The sequence below is a fragment of the Streptomyces sp. NPDC091279 genome, assembly GCF_044757465.1.
GTDB lineage: Bacteria > Actinomycetota > Actinomycetes > Streptomycetales > Streptomycetaceae > Streptomyces.
In genome coordinates this window covers 125683-144854 of sequence record NZ_JBIVVA010000014.1, presented here as the reverse complement: position 1 = coordinate 144854, position 19172 = coordinate 125683, and the positions used below count along the sequence as shown (strand labels likewise).

The following is a 19172-nucleotide window of genomic DNA, read 5'->3' as shown; positions in this document are numbered from 1 at the left end:
CGTCCGCCCGTCAGCCGGACCCGTACGCCTTGGCCGCGTCGGCCTCCAGTTTCTCCTGAACTCCCTTGACATCCTTGGGGTTTCGCAGGAAGTCCTGGAGGTCCTTCCACTCACCGATGCCCTGCGTGCCGCCGAACGCCGCCGGGGCCTGGTCGGACATGTCGAACCGGAAGCTGTCGCCCGCCCGGATCAGCGCCCGCGCGATGGTCCGCGTCACCCCGTCCTTGTACGCGCCGAGGTCCAGCGACTTGTTCGGCGAGATGAACCCGCCCTGGCCCGCCCAGATCCGCGCCGCGTCCGTCGATCCGAGGAACGTCAGCAGGGCCTGTGCGCCCTTCCCGTCCTTCAGCGCGACGGCCACGTCACCGCCGCTGACCACGGGCGCGTCCGCGCCGACCGCCGGGAACGGGAACACCTTCGCGTCCGTGCCGAGCTTCGCCTTCGTGTCCGCGTCGATGTTCGCCGTCACGAAGTCGCCCTCGTAGACCATCGCGGCCGGGGCGTCGCCGGTGAACACCTGCGTGACCGACTTCGGGAACTCCGTGTTCAACGCGCCCTGCGTACCGCCCGCTATCAGATCGTTCTTGCCCCACAGCTGAGCGAGCGTGGTCAGCGCGGCGGTGACCGACGGGTCAGTCCACTTGATCTCGTGCGCCGCCAGCCGGTCGTACTTCTCCGGACCCGCCTGCGACAGATAGACGTTCTCGAACCAGTCGGTGAGCGTCCAGCCGTCCGCGCCGCCGATCGACACGGCCGGCGAACCCGAGTCCGACAGGGTCTGCGCGGTGGTCAGGAAGTCCTTCCAGGTCGTCGGGGTCCCGCTGATCCCCGCCGCCTCGAAGGCCTTCGTGTTGTACCAGACCAACGACTTGTTCGCGGCCTTCGCGTAGATGCCGTACTGCTTGCCCCGCCAAGCCCCCAGCTCCTGCCAGCCCTTGGAGAAGTTCTTCTCCAACTGGCCCTGCGCGTCCGCCCCGAGAGGCTTCAGCCAGCCCTTCTCCGCGAACTGGTGCAACACCCCGACCTGCGGCAGGAACGCCACGTCCGGCGGCTTGCCGCCCTCGATCTTCGTCCCCAGGAACGTCGAGGTGTTGTTGCCGGTCGGCACGAAGTCGACCTTGGCGCCGGTGCGCCGGGTGAACTCGTCCAGCACCTTGGTGAAGTTGTCCTGCTCCGGCCCCGTCCAGACCGCGGCGACCTCCAGGCTCTGGCCCTTGAGGCTCGGGAGCGTGACGGTGCTGGTCTGGCCGGTCGAGGCCGAGGCCGAGATGTCGACCGGGCTCGACTTCTGATCGCTCCCGCCGCACGCCGACAGAGCGACGGCTCCCGCCAGAAAGGCGGCGGTGGCGGCAACTGCCTTGTAGGTACGGCCTCTTGGACCCGCACTACCCGCACTACCCGTACTGCCCGTGGTACCCGTCCTACCTGTACTGCGCATTGCTGCCCCGTTCTTCGTCGAACGTTCTCGCGCTGTCCCCTGCGGATCGTCCATGGCGACGGGGGGTGGCGGCAAGGGTGCGTCACGACAACTCACCCTGGCCGCCCGGACTTTCAGAGCAGCGAGGGCGCCTTCTGGGCCGCTACCTGCTTCGCCGCCCGCTCCAACGCACTGGCCAGCAGCGCCAGGTCCGTCGGCCCGTTGCCCAGTTCACGCACCGGCCGCCGGGTCGGCGGGTCGCCCATCCGAGGCCAGTCCAGCGCGACGACCGTCGGCCGCAGGGTCGCGGTCCGGGGAATGCGCCCCGTCACCCGACCGCCCTGGAACGGCGTCGACGTCCCGTCCGGACGCGTCAACCGCCCCCGCCCCGGCGCCGGTTCATCGGGCCCCGAGCTGGGCGCGTCCAGCGTGACCCGCAGGCTCGCCAGGCGCGACGGCTCCGTCTCCGCCGTCCGGCCACCCGGACCCGCCGCCGCGACCAGATGCACGCCGAGCCGCTCACCCTCCCGGGCCACCGCCTCCAACGCCCGCATCACCGACCCCGCCGCAGGCCGCCCCGGCGACCCGAGCGCGGGCGACACCAGCGCGTCCAGATCATCGACGACCACCACAAGCCGGGGCAACGACGGTGACGGCGACGGCTGTTGACGCGTCGCCGTCGGCCGCAGCCGGATCGTCGCACTGGACGCCGACTCCACGTCCCCGGCACCGGAGGAGGGTTCACGGGGCGCCACCACGCGCCCGGCCGACGCCGACGGTCCGGCGTGCCGGGCCGCGAAGTCGCCGCGCCCCACCCACTCCGCCCGGCGCTTCAGCTCCGCGCTCAGCGACTGCGCGAACTCCCGCATCCGCACCGGGTCGTTGGCGGTCAGATGGGTCGTCACATGCGGGACGTCCGTGCACACCCGCAGCCCCTCGCCGTGACCGTCCACCAGGACGACGCCCAGCCGGTCGGGGCGCTCGGCCGCCGCCAGCGACGCGACCAGCGCCCGCAGCAACTCGGTGCGCCCGCTGCCCGCCGGGCCCTCGATCAGCAGATGCGGGCCCTCGGCCACCAGGTCCGCGGTGACCGGCCCACGCGGCCCGGCGCCGAGCACCGCCACCGCCCGGCCGCCGACCGACTCCGGGTCGTCCGCCGCGTCCGCCCACCGCGCCATCAACGACGCCGGGGTGGCCCGCGCGAGCCCCAACTCGTCCAGCAGCCGCGCCGCTTGGGGCAACGGCAGCGACACCCGAGGCCGGGACCCGGCCCCGGCGGTGCCGTCCTGCCGCAACGGCGCCAGCGCCCGCGCGAACCGTTCGGCCCAGGCCGACGACACCGCGTCGACGGCGGCGACGGTGCCGGGGCCGACCGGGACGGGGGTCGGTTCCTGCGGGGCACGCGCCACCCGCATCAGCCGCAGGGCCGTCGCCACATCGCCGCTCAGCAGCGCGACCGCCCCGCACTCCCGGAACGTCGGCGCCGCCGCGCACGCCGCCTCGTAGGTGTCCGTCACCGGCGACGCGGGCGACGCCGGATCGGCCTCGGCCAGACACACCACGTGGATACCGGCCCGCGGCCCCTCGCTCGCCAACTGCCCGACGGCGTCCCGGAGTCCGGCGCCGCCGGGATCGCCGTCCACGACCAGGACCGTGTACGGACCGGCGGACGGTTCGTCGAGTCGCCGCAGCAGTTCGCCGGTGCGGGCGGCCGCCTGCTCACGGTCGTACGCCAGCAGCAACCGGCAGTCCTGCCCGTGTGCCGGACGCAGATGCGGCAGCCACCCGAGCCAGCCCCACTCCGCGATCCGCTCCGCCTCGGAACGGCTCCGGTCCGCACTGATCAGCACGATCTCCAACGACTCCGGGGCGTGCAGCGCGGCCAGCTGCGCCAGCACCGCGCGCGCCAGCCCCGACAGCCGGTCCCGGGGCCCGGCCAGCCCCAACGCCCCGACCTCCCGCAGATCCGCCGTCACCGGCACCGCGGGCAACAGGCCGTCCGGCGCGGCCCGGTCGGCGGTCCCGAGCCGCACGGTGAGCGCCTCGGGATGCCCGGCCCCGCGCTCCCAGAGCCGCGGCCCCGGCCCGAGCGCGGTCAGCAACAACGCGGCGGGATCGGGCCAGGTGTCAGCCGACGGAACGCCTCCGGCGACAACCTGCTCGCCAACGTCCCCGACCTCCCGCCCTTCCTCCGGGTCGCGGTCATACACATCCCGCTCTCCCCGCCCGACCCCGGTCAACCACCGAGCCCAAGCCGAGAACCCGCCCCGCTTCCGAGGCCCAGGAGCAACGTCCCCACCCTGGTCCGGGACACCCCCACGCCGCCGCCCCGCTGCGGAGCCGTCGGACTTGCCGGGGCCACCCTTACGACGAGGCGACCCCTCGGGCTTGCCGGGGCCGCCTTGCCGACTGCCCGCTCCGGGGAGCTGATGAGTTCCGGTGGGCTCGGTGCCATAGGGATCGGCCCCCTGACGACGCCCTGCACGCGAGGCGTCCCGCTGATCGCGGGGCTGGGAGGCCTCACCGGGAGCACCACCACGCGACGAGGCACGGCGAGAGTCCGCCGGGCTCTCGCCAGGCGAGGCACCCGTGCCGCGCGCCGCCGTGCGACGCCGGTCCGTGGGCTCGCCGGGCGAGGATTCCGTGCCTCGCGGGGAGGTGCGGCGGGAGTCCGTGGGGTCGCCGACGGGCGCGGGGGCCTGGCGGCCGGGGGAGGCGTCCGTGGGGCGAGGAGAGGTGCGGTGCGGGGCGTCCGTGGGGTCGCTGGGCGTGACGCCGGGGCGGCCCTGCACGGGGACGTGCCGCGCGGGTGCGGTGTCCGCGCTGCGCGTGGAGGTGCGGTGCCGGTCTGCGGGGTCACCGGCCGGGTTCCCGGAGCGGCCCTGCGCGGCCTGGCGGTCGGAGGCGGCGTCTGCGCCGCGCGGCGAGGTGCGGCGCGAGTCCGTGGCGTCACCGACGGAGCTGTCCGGGCGGCCCGGTGCGGGGTTGGTGCGGGGGCCCGCCTCCCGGCCGCCGGGTGCGGCAACTCGGTTGCCCGGTGAGGGGATTCGGTGTTCGCCGGTGGTGTCAGAACCGTAGGGGCCGGCGGCCTGGTGATGGACCGTGCGCGGGGCTTCGCGGTCACGGGCGGTTGCCGGGTTGCCGGGGGCGGCGCCGGGGGCCTGACGGTCGGTGGGGTGTGCCGGGTTGCCCGGAGCGGCTCCGGAACGCCCGGCGCCCGGGACCTGGTGAGCGCCGGTGGTGTCGGCGTCGTACGGGTCGGTGACTTGGCGGTGGCTCGCGCGCTCGCGGGTGCCTGGCGCGTCGTCAGGGGAACTGCCTCGGCGGTCGGGACCGGGGAACTGACGGTCGTCGGCCGCCTCGTAGTCGAAGAGGGGGGTGGCGCCGCGCCGGGTGGAGCCGGGGAGCGGGTGGGTGCCGGTGCTTTCGGTGCCGTACGGGTCGCCGGCCTGACGGTGGCCGGCCCGGTCGCGGGTGCCTGCGGGGTCGTCGGTGCCGGTCAACTGACGGTCGCTGGCCCCGTCGTACAGAGGAGTGGCTCCCCGCCGGGCGGAACCGGGGAGCGGGTGGGTGCCGGTGGCGTCGCTGCCGTGACGGTGCCCTGCACGGGGGGTGTCCTGGTCGCCGGGGGCCGCCGGGGTGCCGGGAAGTTGGTGGGTGTTCGTGGCGTCGCTGTCGTACGGGCCGGTGCCTTGGCGGCGGCCTGCGCGGGGGGTGCCTTGGGCGCCGCTGGCCGTCGGAGTGTCGGGGCGGCCCGAGCCGGGGAGTTGAGGGGTGCCGGTGGGCTCGGGGCTGTAGGGGTCGGTGCTCTGTCGGCGGCCCGAGCGGGACGTGCCCTGGTCGCCGGTGGCCGCCGGGGTACCGGTGCGGGCGGAGCCAGGCATCTGGTGGGTGCCGGTGGACTCCGGGTCGTACGGGTCGGTGCTCTGGCGGCGCTGGGTGCGCGCGGACCGCTGTTCGCGGAGGTCCGTCGGGTCGTCGGAGACGGCTCCGGGTCGGCCCGGTGCGCGGTCACCGGTGTTCTCAGCGCGCCGCCCTGAGCTGGGCACCTGGTGGGTGCCGGTGCCCTCGGCGGAGTACTGGTCGGCGCCGGGTCGGTACGCGCGCGTGGCTTCCCGGTCACTGGTGGCCGTCGGAGTGCCGGGGCGGGCGGCGCCGGGGAGTTGGTGGGTGCCGGTGGGCTCGGGGCCGTAGGGGGCGGTGCTCTGTCGGCGGCCCGAGCGGGGGGTGTCCCGGTCGCCGGTGGCCGCCGGGCTGCCGGTGCGGGGGAGTTGATGGGTGCTAGTGGACTCCGGGTCGTACGGGTCGGTGCCTTGGCGGCGCCGAGTACGCGAGGACTGCTGGTCGCGCAGGTCGGTCACGTCGCCGGGGGCGGCTTCACGGCGGCCCTGTGTGGGGGCCTGGCGGTCGTTGGTGCCGTACCCCGGGGTGGCTCCACGTCGACTGCTGCCGGGGAACTGGTGAGTGCCGGTGGCGTCCGAGCCGTAGGGGTCGGTGCCCTGGCGGCGGCCCGCCCGGGGGGTGTCCCGGTCGCCGGTGGCCGGGGTGCCGGGTCGGCCCGAGTGGGGCATCTGGTGGGTGCCGGTGGATTCCGGGCTGTACGGGTCGGTGCCTTGGCGGCGCTGGGTGCGCGAGGACCGTTGGTCGCGGAGGTCCGTCGGGTCGTCGGGAACGGCTCCGGGTCGGCCCGGTGCGGGCGTCTGGCGGTCACCGGTGTTCTCGGCACGGCGGGCTGTGCCGGGGAGTTGGTGGGTGCCGGTGGACTCGGGGCTGTAGGAGCCGGTGCCTTGGCGGCGCTCGGTGCGGGAGGACCGTTGGTCGCGGAGGTCCGTCGAGTCATCGGAGACGGCTCCGGCTCGGCCCGCTCCAGAGGCCTGGCGGTCGTCGGCTGGTTCGGCACCGTAAGGCAGATTGCCGTTGCGGCGACCCGAGTTGGGCACCTGGTGCGTGCCGGTGTTCTCGGCGCTGTACTGGTCGGCGCCCGGTCGGGACGCGCGCGTGCCTTCCCGCTCACCGGGGGACGCCGAGGTGCCGGGCCGCCCCGAGCCAGGAAGCTGATGCGTGCCCGTGTTCTCGCTGCGGCGCCCCGTGCCGGAGGCCTGGCGCTCCCCGGTCGGGTCGGCGCCGTGCGCCGGGGCGTTGGGACGGCGCCCCGAGCCGGGCAACTGGTGCGTGCCCGTGCCCTCGGCACCGTACTGCTCGCCGCCCGACCGGTACGCGCGCGTGCCCTCCCGGTCGCGGACGCCCGTCGGATCGACGTCGGCGCCTCCACGGCGCCCCGTGCCCGAGGCCTCCCGCCCGCCTGCACCCCGAGGACCACCGTCGGCCACCGAACCGGTGTCCGCCCACGTCCCCGCGCCGCCCCGACCCGCCTGTGTGCCGCCGACCCCCCGAGGGCCACCCTCGGCTGCCGAACCCGTGTCCGATCGGGCCCCCGTGCCGCCGCGACCCGCGCGCGTGTCACCCAAACCCCGAGGACCACCGTCGGCAGCCAAGCCCGAATCCGCCCAGGCCCCCGCGCCGCCGGCCCCCCGAGGACCACCCTCGCCCACCGACTCCGTGTCCGCCCGGCCCCCCGTGCCCCCGCGACCCGCGCGCGTCTCACCCGAACCCTGCGGCCCCCGCCTGCTCTCGATGCGAGGCGCCCCGCCCTGCCCCGGAACCCCGGTGCCCGGACCGAAACCACTCTGGCCGGTGCCCCCCGAACCCTGCTCCGGCGTCACCGCACCCCGGTCGACGCCCCCGCCGCCCGACCCGCGTGCGTGCGGAAGCCGCCCCGAGGGCGTCGACGCCTCGGAGCCGCCCTCGCCGACGCGGGACACGCGCACGTGGCCTTCGTCGCCCGGGCCGCCCCGCCCTGCCATCCCGCGCGCGTGCCCGTCGCCGTCCCGCGCACCCGGCACCGGCCGCGCAGACCGCTGGCCGTCCGCTTGCGCCGCCGCACGACCCTTGCCGTCCGGCGCCGTCGGGGTGGGCCGTCGCCCATCCGCTCGCGCCGCCGCCCCACGACCCTCGCCGCCCGGCGCCGCCGTCCCACGCCCCCCGCCGACCGCGTCGGCGCCCGTGCCGTCCGCGCCCGTCGACACGCGCACGGGACCTTCGCCGTTCCCGCCGGTCGACACGCGCACGTAGCTCTCGCTGTCCTCGCCCCTCGTCACGCGCACGTGGCGCTCGCCGTTCCCGCCCGTCGTCACGCGCACGTGGCCTTCGCCGTTCCCGCCCCCCGGCACGCGCACGTGGCCCCCGCTGTCCGCCCCCGTCGGGACACGCACGTGGCCCTCGCCGTCCGGGGTGGTGGGGACTCGGGTGGTCGAGGGGGTGGACGGGGTGAGGCGGAGGGACGATTCGCCGACCTGGAGGAGGGCGCCCGAGGGGAAACGGACCGGACGGGACGTCACGGGGACGCCGTCCAGGAGGGTGCCGTTGGTGGAGCCGAGGTCGGCGACCGACACCTGGCCGTCGGCGGCGACCGTCACCACACAGTGGAGCCGCGAGACGTCCGGGTCGTCGAGCGGGACATCGGCGTCGGCGGAACGGCCGATGCGGATCTCGCCGCCGTGCAGGAGATGCACCCCGCCCGCGTCCGGACCCGCCGTGACGTGCAACTGGGTCGGCGCGTCGTCCAGTTCGGGGTGCGGCTCGGGCTCCGCGGGGGCGCCCAGCGCGAGCACCGCGCCGTCGATCAACGGCGGCTCGCCCAGCGTGCACCGGCGGTCGTCCAGGCGCTCCGCGCCCGCGTACAGCACCACCGGGCCGCGCTCCGAGAGCGCGCCCTCTCCCGAGACCACCGAGGACAGTGCCGACGCCACCGCCGACAGAGCCGTACCGGCGGGGGCCGTGACCAGCACGTCGCAACTCGCGGCGCGGCCCCGCCCCCGGTCGGTCGGGCCCAGCGGATCTACGACGGTCAGCCGGATCTGCATCGCCGTCAGCGGTCCCTTCTGCGCGGGAGCGGACTTTCCCCCCACCCCACACGAGCACGTCGGCCAATACTCCGAAGCATCCTCGCACCTGCCACTGACAATCTGCCCCCGCTCCCGCCAGAAGTGATCTTGATTGGTCGGCTCTGCCCTCAAAAGTGCCTGATCAGTAGTTCACTCTGGACCGATAGAGATCGGTCACGTTCGGGGCGAGCAACCGGAAGGACCAAGTCGAGCGTCTTTCCTTCGAACGTGTACGACACTTCCGAACGTGTACGACTCTTCGACCTTGGACGACTCTTCGAACGTGTACGACCGAACCCGTGCGACCAGCGGTCCGTAGGACGCACCAGGACGTACGGGGGCCCCACCAGGACGCACGGGGCCCACCCGAGACCCTCCGGGGACGCGACGGAATCAGGAGAACCCGGTGCCGGGCCGCCCGGCACTACAGTGGTCGGAACGCAAGCAAGCAGCAGGGAGCGGATGACGTGCGGCCGGTTGGCAGCAAGTACCTCCTGGAGGAACCGCTCGGACGCGGCGCCACCGGGACCGTCTGGCGAGCGCGCCAGCGGGAGACCGCGGGTGCCGAGGCCGCCGTGCCCGGCCAGCCCGGCGAGACCGTCGCGATCAAGGTCCTCAAGGAGGAGCTGGCGAGCGACCCCGACATCGTGATGCGGTTCCTGCGCGAGCGTTCGGTGCTGCTGCGGCTGACCCACCCGAACATCGTCCGGGTCCGTGACCTGGTCGTCGAGGGCGATCTGCTGGCCCTCGTCATGGACCTCGTCGACGGCCCCGACCTGCACCGCTACCTGCGCGAGAACGGCCCCCTCAGCCCCGTCGGCGCCGCCCTGCTCACCGCCCAGGTCGCCGACGCGCTCGCCGCCAGCCACGCCGACGGCGTCGTCCACCGGGATCTGAAACCGGCCAATGTGCTGCTGCGGCAGTACGACGGCCAGATGCACCCGATGCTCACCGACTTCGGCATCGCGCGCCTCGCCGACTCCCCGGGCCTCACCCGCACCCACGAATTCGTCGGCACGCCCGCGTACGTCGCGCCGGAGTCCGCCGAGGGCCGCCCGCAGACCTCCGCCGTCGACATCTACGGCGCCGGCATCCTGATGTACGAGCTGGTCACCGGCCGTCCCCCGTTCGGCGGGGGGTCGGCACTCGAAGTCCTGCACCAGCACCTCAGCGCCGAACCGCGCCGCCCCTCCACGGTCCCCGACCCGCTGTGGACGGTCATCGAGCGCTGCCTGCGCAAGAACCCCGACGAGCGGCCCAGCGCCGAGAACCTCGCGCGCGCCCTGCGGGTCGTCGCCGAGGGCGTCGGCGTGCACGCGGGGTCGGCGCAGATCGCCGCCGCGGACGCCGTCGGCACGCTGCTCGCGCCCGACCCGCAGCCCGCCGCCGTGCCCGGCGCCGCCGACCAGACGCAGGTGCTGCCGCACAACGCGGGCTCCTACGACCCGGCCGCCCCGACCAGCGTCCTCCCGCACACCGGCGCACCCGGCGGCCCCGCGGGCGCCGCCGACCCGACCGCCGTCATGCCCCCCGTGCCCCCGGGGCAGCCCGGCGGGTCGCCCGAGCAGCCGCACCCCTGGCAGAACCAGCTGCGCGCCGCCCGCGACCGCAACGAACAGACCCAGGTCCAGTACCTCGACCCGAACGAGGACCCGCTGCGCCGCCGCCCCCAGCGGCAGGTTTCCCACCAGCAACAGCAGCCCGCCGCCGACTACGGCTACCCGCCGCAGCAGCAGCCCCAGCAGCAGGCTCCGCAACGACGGCAGCAGCGGCAGCAGCGCCAGCAACAGCCGCAGTACGCCCCGCCGCAGCCAGAACCGCAGCGCTACGCCCCGCCGCCCACCCCGCAGCAGCCCGCGCGCGAGCCGCGTGAACCCCGCCAGCGCGGCGCCAACCCGATGAAGATCCCCGGGCTCGGCTGCCTCAAGGGATGCCTGTTCACGCTCGTCATCCTGTTCGTCGCGAGCTGGCTGATCTGGGAACTGAGCCCGCTCCAGGAGTGGATCGGCACCGGCAAGGGCTACTGGGACCAGCTCACCACCTGGTACGACCAGGTCGCGGGCTTCTTCAGCGACCTGGGCAACGGCGGCCCCCCGAACTAGCCGACCGACGCAGCCCTCCCCACGCCGGTCGCCTCAACGACGTTTCCGAGCTTGGGGATTTGTCGACACCTGCTGGGTGATTTCCGTCTCCGCGGTGAAGGTTGGCTTCTCGGACGCGTAGTTTTAGCGACAACACGCGTCGGTAGGAGCAGTCTTGGCACGGAAGATCGGCAGCCGGTACACCGCGAACCAGATCCTGGGACGCGGCAGCGCCGGCACGGTGTGGCTCGGTGAGGGACCGGACGGACCCGTCGCCGTGAAGCTGCTGCGTGAGGACCTCGCGTCCGACCAGGAACTCGTCGGCCGGTTCGTGCAGGAACGCACCGCGCTGCTCGGCCTCGACCACCCGAACGTCGTCGCCGTCCGCGACCTCGTCGTCGACGGCAACGACCTCGCGCTCGTCATGGACCTGGTCCGCGGCACCGACCTGCGCACCCGCCTCGACCGTGAGCGGCGGATGGCGCCCGAGGCCGCCGTCGCGATCGTCGCGGACGTCGCCGACGGGCTCGCCGCCGCGCACGCGGCCGGGGTCGTGCACCGGGACGTCAAGCCGGAGAACGTCCTCCTCGACATGCAGGGTCCGCTCGGGCCCGGCGGCTCGCATCCCGCGCTGCTGACCGACTTCGGCGTCGCGAAGCTGATCGACTCCCCGCGGCGCACCCGCGCGACGAAAATCATCGGCACGCCCGACTATCTCGCCCCCGAGATCGTGGAGGGGCTGCCCCCGCGCGCGGCGGTCGACATCTACGCGCTCGCCACGGTCCTGTACGAACTGCTCGCCGGATTCACGCCGTTCGGGGGCGGGCACCCCGGTGCGGTGCTGCGGCGGCATGTCACGGAGAGCGTCGCGCCGCTGCCCGGTATCCCGGACGAGCTGTGGCAGCTGCTCATCCAGTGCCTGGCCAAGGCGCCCGCGTCCCGGTTGCGCGCGTCCGAGCTGGGCACGCGGTTGCGGGAGCTGTTGCCGACGCTCACGGGGATGCCGCCGCTCGACGTCGACGAGCCCGATCCCGAGCTGGTCGAGCCGGCCGAGCCGGTGGAGCCGCCCGCTCCGGCGGAACGTCCCGCCAAGCGGCGGGGGGCGGTGCCGTTGGTGCCCGGTGCGAAGCCCTCCGGGGCCAACCGGGACACGCACACGTCGATGCGGGTGCCGGCGCCGGACGAGTTGGAGGGCGGGGCGCGTGGGACGGCGCGGGTGCCGAGGTCTCCCGGGGCTCGGCGGCCCGGTTCCGCGCGGCATCGGGCGCAGGCTCGGCGGCGGCGGATCGCCCTCAGTGCGGGGGCGGTGACCCTGGTCGCGGCGGTGGGTATAGGTACGTGGTGGGCCACGTCCGCCGACGACACGGACACGTCGCCGCAGACCACCCAGAACTCCTCCACGGCAACCCCGTGACCGCTCCGTCCTCAATCGCCGGACGGGCTGACTGGCCAGTCCCCCGCGCTACGGATATCGGCCCTGAACGGGCCTCGTCCTCAAACGCCGGACGGGCTGATTTTTGCCGACCCCGGCCCCAGAAGTCCCGGAGCCACCCACCCCAACGTCCTCAAACGCCGGACGGGCTGATTTTCCCGCACCAACGCCGCAAAGCCGAGCCGGACCACCACGCCCCCGCACCCCGAGACCTGAGCAACCGGCACACCCAGCCCGTCCGGCGTTTGAGGACAAGGCGCTCGGCCCTTCGCCGGGGGTCAGGCATATCCAGCCCGTCCGGCGTTTGAGGACAAAGGCGTGAGGCCCCGCTCGGCCGCAGCCGCACTCGGCCCGTGCTTCCGGCCCGTCCGGTGTTTGAGGGGGAGGTTGGTGGGGTTAGGGGGGTCGTAGGAGTGAGGTCGGTTGTTGTTGCCGTTAGGCTGGGCGTGTGGCAGTCGTCGATGTATCCGAAGAGCTCAAGTCCCTCTCCTCGACCATGGAGTCGATCGAGGCCGTTCTGGACCTCGACAAACTGAGGGCAGACATTGCCGTGCTTGAGGAGCAGGCCGCCGCGCCGTCCCTGTGGGACGACCCGGACGAGGCGCAGAAGATCACCAGCAAGCTGAGCCACCTCCAGGCCGAGGTCAGGAAGGCCGAGACGTTGCGCGGCCGGATCGACGATCTCGCCGTGCTGTTCGAGATGGCCGAGGAGGAGGACGACCCGGACACCCGCTCCGAGGCGGAGTCCGAGCTCGCGGCCGTCAAGAAGGCGCTGGACGAGATGGAGGTCCGCACGCTGCTCAGCGGTGAGTACGACGCCCGCGAGGCGCTCGTCAACATCCGCGCCGAGGCCGGTGGCGTCGACGCCGCCGACTTCGCGGAGAAGTTGCAGCGGATGTATCTGCGGTGGGCGGAGCAGAAGGGCTACAAGACCGAGATCTACGAGACCTCGTACGCGGAGGAGGCGGGCATCAAGTCCACCACCTTCGCCGTGCAGGTGCCGTACGCCTACGGCACCCTCTCGGTCGAGCAGGGCACCCACCGCCTCGTGCGCATCTCGCCCTTCGACAACCAGGGCCGCCGCCAGACGTCGTTCGCCGGTGTCGAGATCCTCCCGGTGGTCGAGCAGACCGACCACATCGAGATCGACGAGTCCGAGCTGCGGGTCGACGTCTACCGCTCCTCGGGCCCCGGCGGCCAGGGCGTCAACACCACCGACTCCGCCGTCCGCCTCACCCACCTGCCCACCGGCATCGTCGTCTCCTGCCAGAACGAACGCTCGCAGATCCAGAACAAGGCGACCGCGATGAACGTCCTCCAGGCGAAGCTCCTTGAGCGCCGCCGCCAGGAGGAGCAGGCGAAGATGAACGCCCTCAAGGGCGACGGCGGCAACTCCTGGGGCAACCAGATGCGTTCGTACGTCCTGCACCCGTACCAGATGGTCAAGGACCTGCGCACCGAGTTCGAGGTCGGCAACCCGGAGGCCGTGTTCAACGGCGAGATCGACGGGTTCCTTGAGGCCGGGATTCGCTGGCGCAAGCAGCAGGAGAAGTAAGTTCGGCCCAGGCAATGGGCCTCGCTTTGTCGACAAGGCAACTGCCGTTCATCAGACGGCAGTTGCCTTTCGTGTTCTGCCCGTGACCCCTTTTCTGTACGGGATGTCCGGGATTTACATCACACTCACAGAGTCCAACTCCCTGCAAACGCCATGGAGATGGACATTGCGTACGCAACGGCCTTGACGCTGCTGTGAAAAGTGGGTTGGGTGAAGCCTGGCACGCGTGTCTCCGGGGCGCATGTGAACCGGGGGGCTCTTTCGTAGCTGATCCCGTCATCGCCACCCCGAGCGCCGCCTCTCTGACGATCAGCTACTGGGGGTAGCAGACTTATGACGAACAAGACGCGGGTCCGCGTCGCGCGGATCGCCGCGGGCGCCGTGATCGCCGCCGGCGCTTCTTTCGCCGCCGCCGGTGTCGCCGCCGCCGACGACTGTGGCTTCCTGGGGATCTGCATCACCCCGGAGCCCACCCCGACCGAACCGGAGCCCACCCCGACCGACCCCGAGCCCACCGCCCCGACCGGGCTCCCCTCGGACCCGGAGAGCCCCGGCACCCCGACGCCCACCGGTGAGCCCACCGAGGAGCCCACGGAGGAGCCCACCGCCACCCCGACCGACCAGCCCACCGAGGAGCCGACCGGGAACCCCACCAGCACCCCGACCAGCGGCGGCGGCACCGGCAACAACGGCGGCGGCAACAACAACACCGACCCCAACGGCGGTTCCGGCACCTCCGCGCAGGAGGAGGGCTCCTCCGCCCTCACGGACACCCGCACCGACACCTCCGCCCAGGGCGGTGGCAAGGAGCTGGCCGAGACCGGCGCCGCGCAGACGACGTTCCTGGTCATCGGTGCCGCCACGATGATCGCCGGTGGCATCGGCTTCCGCATCCTCCCGCGTCTCGTGGGCGGCCGCGGCGGAGCTGCCGCCTGACCTCGGACGGCGGACACCGGGTGCCCGACACCCGGTGACCGATCGCTCACGTGAGGTGACTCTCGTACGACGCTGAAGGGCCCGGGGCGACCACTCACCCCGGGCCCTTCTCGTCGTTCACGAGGCCCGCCCCGCGCACGGCCGCACGCGGGGTGCCGTGCCGGGCCGGTGGCCTACGCGGTCTGGTGGGCCAGCAGGGCCACGGCCGCGATCAGTACCGCGAGCAGGGCGATCAGGGCCGCGGGGTTCAGACCCGCGAAGAAGTTCTCGTGCTGTAGGCGCTCGCGGTTCGCGCGGCACACCGGGCACCGGCCCTCACTGACGGGGGCCGCGCAGTTCGCGCACACCAGCCGGTCGTACGTCATGCGCTCGCCCTCCTTGCGACAGTTCTCCAGTATCGGAAGCTCCAGGGGGAGAACGTCTCCCGGGCGGAGAACGTTCCCCTTCCACTCTGCCAGGTTCCGCCAGCCGGTGCGCGGCCTCGCCCCGGACCGGGCCCGCGGGGGCCGTACAGGCCCGCCCGGAGCGCTCCACGCGGCCTCCCCGCACGCTCCCCGCGGTGTCCGTACCGCCCCCGTACCGCCTCCGTGTGGTCACAAACCGCACAACTGCTACGCAACCCCGACCGGCGCCTGCGCTCGCACACCCGGTTCGCGTATGGTCACGCTCATCTACCCCCGGCGACCCGTGGTGCACCCGTGATCCGATTCGACAACGTCTCCAAGGTCTACCCCAAGCAGAACCACCCCGCACTCAGGGACATCTCCCTGGAAGTCGAGAAGGGCGAATTCGTCTTCCTCGTGGGGTCGTCCGGCTCCGGCAAGTCCACCTTCCTGCGGCTGATCCTGCGCGAGGAGCGGTGCAGCCACGGCCAGGTGCACGTACTGGGCAAGGACCTGGCCCGGCTCTCCAACTGGAAGGTGCCGCAGATCCGCCGCCAGCTGGGCACCGTCTTCCAGGACTTCCGGCTGCTGCCCAACAAGACGGTCGCCGAGAACGTCGCCTTCGCGCAGGAGGTCATCGGCAAGTCACGCGGTGAGATCCGCAAGTCGGTGCCGCAGGTGCTCGACCTCGTCGGGCTCGGCGGCAAGGAGGACCGCAGGCCGGGCGAGCTGTCCGGCGGTGAACAGCAGCGCGTCGCCATCGCGCGCGCGTTCGTGAACCGGCCCAAGCTGCTGATCGCGGACGAGCCCACCGGCAACCTCGACCCGCAGACCTCGGTCGGCATCATGAAACTCCTGGACCGGATCAACCGGACGGGCACGACCGTCCTGATGGCGACGCACGACCAAAACATCGTGGACCAGATGCGCAAGCGCGTCATCGAGCTGGAGAAGGGACGCCTCGTCCGCGACCAGGCCCGCGGCGTCTACGGCTACCAGCACTGACCGCGACCGTCCACGGAAAGGCATAACCCGACGCCATGCGCGCCCAGTTCGTTCTGTCGGAGATCGGTGTTGGTCTCCGCCGCAACCTCACCATGACCTTCGCGGTCATCATCTCCGTCGCCCTGTCGCTCACCCTGTTCGGCGGCTCCCTGCTGATGCGGGACCAGGTCAGCTCCATGAAGGGCTACTGGTACGACAAGGTCAACGTCTCCGTCTACCTCTGCAACAAGGCCGACGCCGAGTCGGACCCCAACTGCGCCAAGGGCGCGGTGACCGACGACCAGAAGAAGGCCATCCGCGCCGACCTGGAGAAGCTGACGACGGTCGTCCAGAAGGTCAGTTACGAGTCCCAGGACGAGGCGTACAAGCACTACAAGGAGCAGTTCGGCGACTCCCCGCTGGCGAGTTCGCTCACGCCGGACCAGATGCAGGAGTCGTTCCGGATCAAGCTCAAGGACCCGGAGAAGTACGAGGTGATCGACACCGCGTTCTCCGGACGGGCCGGCGTGCAGTCGGTGGAGGACCAGCGCAACGTCCTCCAGAACCTCTTCAACCTGCTCAACGGCATGAACATCGCGGCGCTCGGCGTGATGGCGCTGATGCTGATCGTGGCCCTGCTGCTCATCGTCAACACCGTGCGCGTCTCGGCGTTCAGCCGACGGCGTGAGACCGGCATCATGCGCCTGGTCGGCGCCTCCGGCTTCTACATCCAGGCGCCGTTCATCGCGGAGGCCGCGATCGCGGGGCTGATCGGCGCGACCTGCTCCGTCGTGCTGATCGTCGGCGCCAAGTACTTCCTGATCGACCAGTGGCTGGCCGCGAAGATCCCGCTGGTCACCTTCATCGGCTGGGACGTCGTCGTCACCAAGCTCCCGCTGGTCCTGGCGATCGGCCTGCTGATGCCGTCGGTGGCGGCGCTCTTCGCCCTCCGGAAGTACCTGAAGGTGTGACGCGGCACGTCCCCGCTTGAGACGTCCGCCGCGCCCCCGCCCTGCCGGTGCGCATGGGCCCGGTGATGTGACGCACGCCCCGAGGGCCGTACGGTCAACCGGCCGTGCGGCCCTGCCTCTTGTCCTAGACTCCTCGGCATGCCAGGCCCCCGCGACCTGTTCTGCCAGCCCCGCCGCCTCGGCCGCGGGGCCGCCCTGACCATGGTGTTCGCGAGCGTGCTGCTGGCCGGAGCGGCCACCGGCGCCCTCCCCGACAACGGCCCCCAGGGCAACGGCGATACGGCCGGCGCCGACCGCGCCCCGGGCGCCCACGAGGACGTCGCCCGCGCCGCCGCCGAGGCCATGGCCGCCGGCAAGTCCCCGACGGAGGCCGCCGAACGCGCGGTCAGCCGCAGCGGCGACCGGTGGGGCGCGGTCTACTCGCCGGGCGAGTACGAGGAGTTCGAGGAGGCGCTCGACGGCCGCTACACCGGCGTCGGCCTCTCCGCGCGGCGCCAGCGGGACGGCCGTATCGAGGTGAGCCGGGTGCAGTCCGGGTCGCCCGCCGCCGCGGCCGGCATCCACCGGGGCGACCGACTGCGCACCGTGGACGGCGAGGAGGTCGAGGGCCGCCCCGTCACCGAGGTCGTCTCCTTACTGCGCGGCGACGCCACCGACGCCGCGGCCGGTACCGAGGTACGGCTCGGCCTCGCGCGCGGCGCCCACGACTGGTCCCGCACCCTGCGCCGCGCCGAACTCTCCACCGACCCGGTCACCGCCCGCGAACTGGACGACGGGACAACGGTGATCAGGGCGTCCGCGTTCACGAAGGGCGCCGGCAGCGCCATCGCCGACGCCGTACGGCACGCTCCCGCCGGTGTCGTCCTCGACCTGCGCGGCAATGCGGGCGGCCTGGTCACCGAGGCCGTCACCGCCGCCTCCGCCTTCCTCGACGGCGGCCTCGTCGCCACCTACGACGTCGACGGCGCCCAGCGCGCCCTGCACGCCGCGTCCGGCGCCGACACCTCCCGCCCGCTGGTGGTGCTCGTCGACGGCGGCACGATGAGCGCGGCCGAGCTGCTGACCGGCGCCCTCCAGGACCGGGGACGCGCGGTCGTCGCCGGGTCCCGCACCTTCGGCAAGGGCTCGGTGCAGATGCCCAGCCGGCTGCCCGGCGGCTCCGTCGCCGAACTGACCGTCGGCCACTACCGCACCCCCTCGGGGCGCACCGTCGACGGGCGGGGCATCACCCCCGACCTGGAGATCACCGCGTCCGGCGAGGCCGCCGTCCAGCGTGCCGAGACGGTTCTGAGCGGGCTCGGGGACGCTTCGTAATCGGCTTTCCCTCCAGGGCCCCTGTAGTGCGAAAATGGCCAGCACTATGAGCAAGGGAATGTACGTACCCAAGGAGTCCCAGCCCAAGCAGGGCGCCGGCACCGCGAAGGTCAAGGACGGCAAGCGGAAGATCGTCGCGCAGAACAAGAAGGCACGGCACGACTACGCGATCATCGACACCTACGAGGCCGGTCTGGTGCTCACCGGCACCGAGGTGAAGTCGCTGCGCCAGGGCCGCGCCTCGCTGACCGACGGCTTCGTGCAGATCGACGGGGGCGAGGCGTGGCTGCACAACGCGCACATCCCCGAGTACAGCCAGGGCACCTGGACCAACCACACGGTGCGCCGCAAGCGGAAGCTGCTGCTGCACCGCGAGGAGATCGACAAGCTGTCGTCGAAGTCGGAGGAGACGGGTCACACGATCGTGCCCCTCGCCCTGTACTTCAAGGACGGCCGGGCCAAGGCCGAGATCGCGCTCGCCCGGGGCAAGAAGGAGTACGACAAGCGGCAGACCCTGCGTGAGAAGCAGGACCGCCGGGAGTCGGACCGCGCCATCGCGGCGGCCAAGCGGAAGCAGCGGGGCGCCTAGCCACGGGAGTCTCCGGGGGCCCGCCGGGAATACGGTGGCACCTGCGGACGTCGGTCACGTACGATGGCTGCAAGCACCCCACAGCGGGTGTGGAGCTGTTGTGAACTGTCTTAATTGAATACAGCATGGGGATGATCGGTTTCGACAGCGGCTGTCGAAGCAGGGGAAGCGTGTCGAGGAAGCGGCAATGATCTCGTAAACCATATGTCGCAACCAATAATCGCCAACACCAAGCGCGATTCCCAGTCCTTCGCCCTCGCTGCCTAATAAGTAGCGACTGAAGGACCCTTAATGGGTGTCAGCCCGGGGAAGTTCCCGACCCGGACCCTGGCATAATCTAGGGAACTAAACCATCGAGCCCGGTCACGGGGTTCGATGGGAAATCAAACAGTGACTGGGCCCGTCGGCGACTTGTTCGCGTGATCACCGGGGCCGAGAAAATCACAGCGAACTGCACACGGAGAAGCCCTGATTCTGCACCGGTGGACGCGGGTTCGATTCCCGCCATCTCCACTCATCCCATGTTTGTGCAACAAGGAAAAGCCCCGCTGCTTCGGCAGCGGGGC

General features: G+C 72.6%; 11 protein-coding genes and 1 other RNA gene. 9 read left to right on the top strand and 3 right to left on the bottom strand.

Annotated features, from left to right (window positions below):
• Nucleotides 1–10: 10 nt before the first annotated feature.
• Entirely contained in the window at nucleotides 11–1438 is a 1428-nt protein-coding gene (locus ACIQOU_RS31205; protein WP_401542109.1) for an ABC transporter substrate-binding protein, read from the bottom strand.
• A 113-nt stretch (nucleotides 1439–1551) separates the two neighbouring features.
• The gene (locus ACIQOU_RS31200) at nucleotides 1552–8340 is read right to left on the bottom strand and encodes an FHA domain-containing protein (protein WP_401542106.1); all 6789 of its coding nucleotides are present in this window, start codon (nucleotides 8338–8340) and stop codon (nucleotides 1552–1554) included.
• Nucleotides 8341–8828: 488 nt separating this feature from the next.
• Between ACIQOU_RS31200 and ACIQOU_RS31195 the strand changes: the two genes are divergently transcribed.
• From ACIQOU_RS31195 to ACIQOU_RS31180, 4 genes are all read left to right on the top strand, one after another.
• Nucleotides 8829–10463 carry a serine/threonine-protein kinase gene (locus tag ACIQOU_RS31195; protein WP_401542103.1) on the top strand — a complete coding sequence of 545 codons (1635 nt, stop codon included), beginning with the start codon at nucleotides 8829–8831 and terminating at the stop codon, nucleotides 10461–10463.
• Nucleotides 10464–10617: 154 nt separating this feature from the next.
• On the top strand, nucleotides 10618–11856 hold the full coding sequence (locus tag ACIQOU_RS31190) for a serine/threonine-protein kinase (RefSeq protein ID WP_401542100.1): 1239 nt from the start codon (nucleotides 10618–10620) through the stop codon (nucleotides 11854–11856).
• A gap of 466 nt (nucleotides 11857–12322) precedes the next feature.
• A complete protein-coding gene (prfB, locus tag ACIQOU_RS31185) occupies nucleotides 12323–13429 on the top strand; it encodes a peptide chain release factor 2 (protein WP_401542098.1) in 1107 nt (368 codons plus the stop codon).
• Between the two features lie 333 nt (nucleotides 13430–13762).
• Nucleotides 13763–14365 (top strand): LPXTG cell wall anchor domain-containing protein, encoded by a 603-nt coding sequence (locus tag ACIQOU_RS31180; protein ID WP_401542096.1) that lies wholly within the window; start codon nucleotides 13763–13765, stop codon nucleotides 14363–14365.
• A gap of 173 nt (nucleotides 14366–14538) precedes the next feature.
• Here ACIQOU_RS31180 and ACIQOU_RS31175 read toward each other — a convergent pair whose 3' ends face one another.
• On the bottom strand, nucleotides 14539–14730 hold the full coding sequence (locus tag ACIQOU_RS31175; RefSeq protein ID WP_093824555.1) for a hypothetical protein: 192 nt from the start codon (nucleotides 14728–14730) through the stop codon (nucleotides 14539–14541).
• Between the two features lie 333 nt (nucleotides 14731–15063).
• Here ACIQOU_RS31175 and ftsE point away from each other — a divergent pair, with 333 nt between their 5' ends.
• From ftsE to ssrA, 5 genes are all read left to right on the top strand, one after another.
• Nucleotides 15064–15753: a cell division ATP-binding protein FtsE gene (ftsE, locus tag ACIQOU_RS31170; RefSeq protein ID WP_401542093.1), complete on the top strand. Its 690-nt coding sequence runs from the start codon at nucleotides 15064–15066 to the stop codon at nucleotides 15751–15753.
• A 35-nt stretch (nucleotides 15754–15788) separates the two neighbouring features.
• Nucleotides 15789–16703 (top strand): permease-like cell division protein FtsX, encoded by a 915-nt coding sequence (gene ftsX / locus ACIQOU_RS31165; RefSeq protein ID WP_401542091.1) that lies wholly within the window; start codon nucleotides 15789–15791, stop codon nucleotides 16701–16703.
• A 138-nt stretch (nucleotides 16704–16841) separates the two neighbouring features.
• On the top strand, nucleotides 16842–18017 hold the full coding sequence (locus ACIQOU_RS31160) for a S41 family peptidase (protein WP_401542088.1): 1176 nt from the start codon (nucleotides 16842–16844) through the stop codon (nucleotides 18015–18017).
• Between the two features lie 46 nt (nucleotides 18018–18063).
• On the top strand, nucleotides 18064–18606 hold the full coding sequence (smpB, locus tag ACIQOU_RS31155; protein WP_401542085.1) for an SsrA-binding protein SmpB: 543 nt from the start codon (nucleotides 18064–18066) through the stop codon (nucleotides 18604–18606).
• 127 nt (nucleotides 18607–18733) lie between these two features.
• Nucleotides 18734–19122: a transfer-messenger RNA gene (ssrA, locus tag ACIQOU_RS31150) on the top strand.
• The last annotated feature ends 50 nt before the right edge of the window (nucleotides 19123–19172 follow it).

Excerpts from the sequence above, each read along its gene's own strand:
- ACIQOU_RS31205 (WP_401542109.1), bottom strand. The coding sequence starts at position 1,438 with ATGCGCAGTACAGGTAGGACGGGTACCACGGGCAGTACGGGTAGTGCG.
- ACIQOU_RS31200 (WP_401542106.1), bottom strand. The coding sequence starts at position 8,340 with ATGCAGATCCGGCTGACCGTCGTAGATCCGCTGGGCCCGACCGACCGG.
- ACIQOU_RS31180 (WP_401542096.1), top strand. The coding sequence starts at position 13,763 with ATGACGAACAAGACGCGGGTCCGCGTCGCGCGGATCGCCGCGGGCGCC.
- ACIQOU_RS31175 (WP_093824555.1), bottom strand. The coding sequence starts at position 14,730 with ATGACGTACGACCGGCTGGTGTGCGCGAACTGCGCGGCCCCCGTCAGT.
- ftsX (WP_401542091.1), top strand. The coding sequence starts at position 15,789 with ATGCGCGCCCAGTTCGTTCTGTCGGAGATCGGTGTTGGTCTCCGCCGC.
- ACIQOU_RS31160 (WP_401542088.1), top strand. The coding sequence starts at position 16,842 with ATGCCAGGCCCCCGCGACCTGTTCTGCCAGCCCCGCCGCCTCGGCCGC.
- smpB (WP_401542085.1), top strand. The coding sequence starts at position 18,064 with ATGAGCAAGGGAATGTACGTACCCAAGGAGTCCCAGCCCAAGCAGGGC.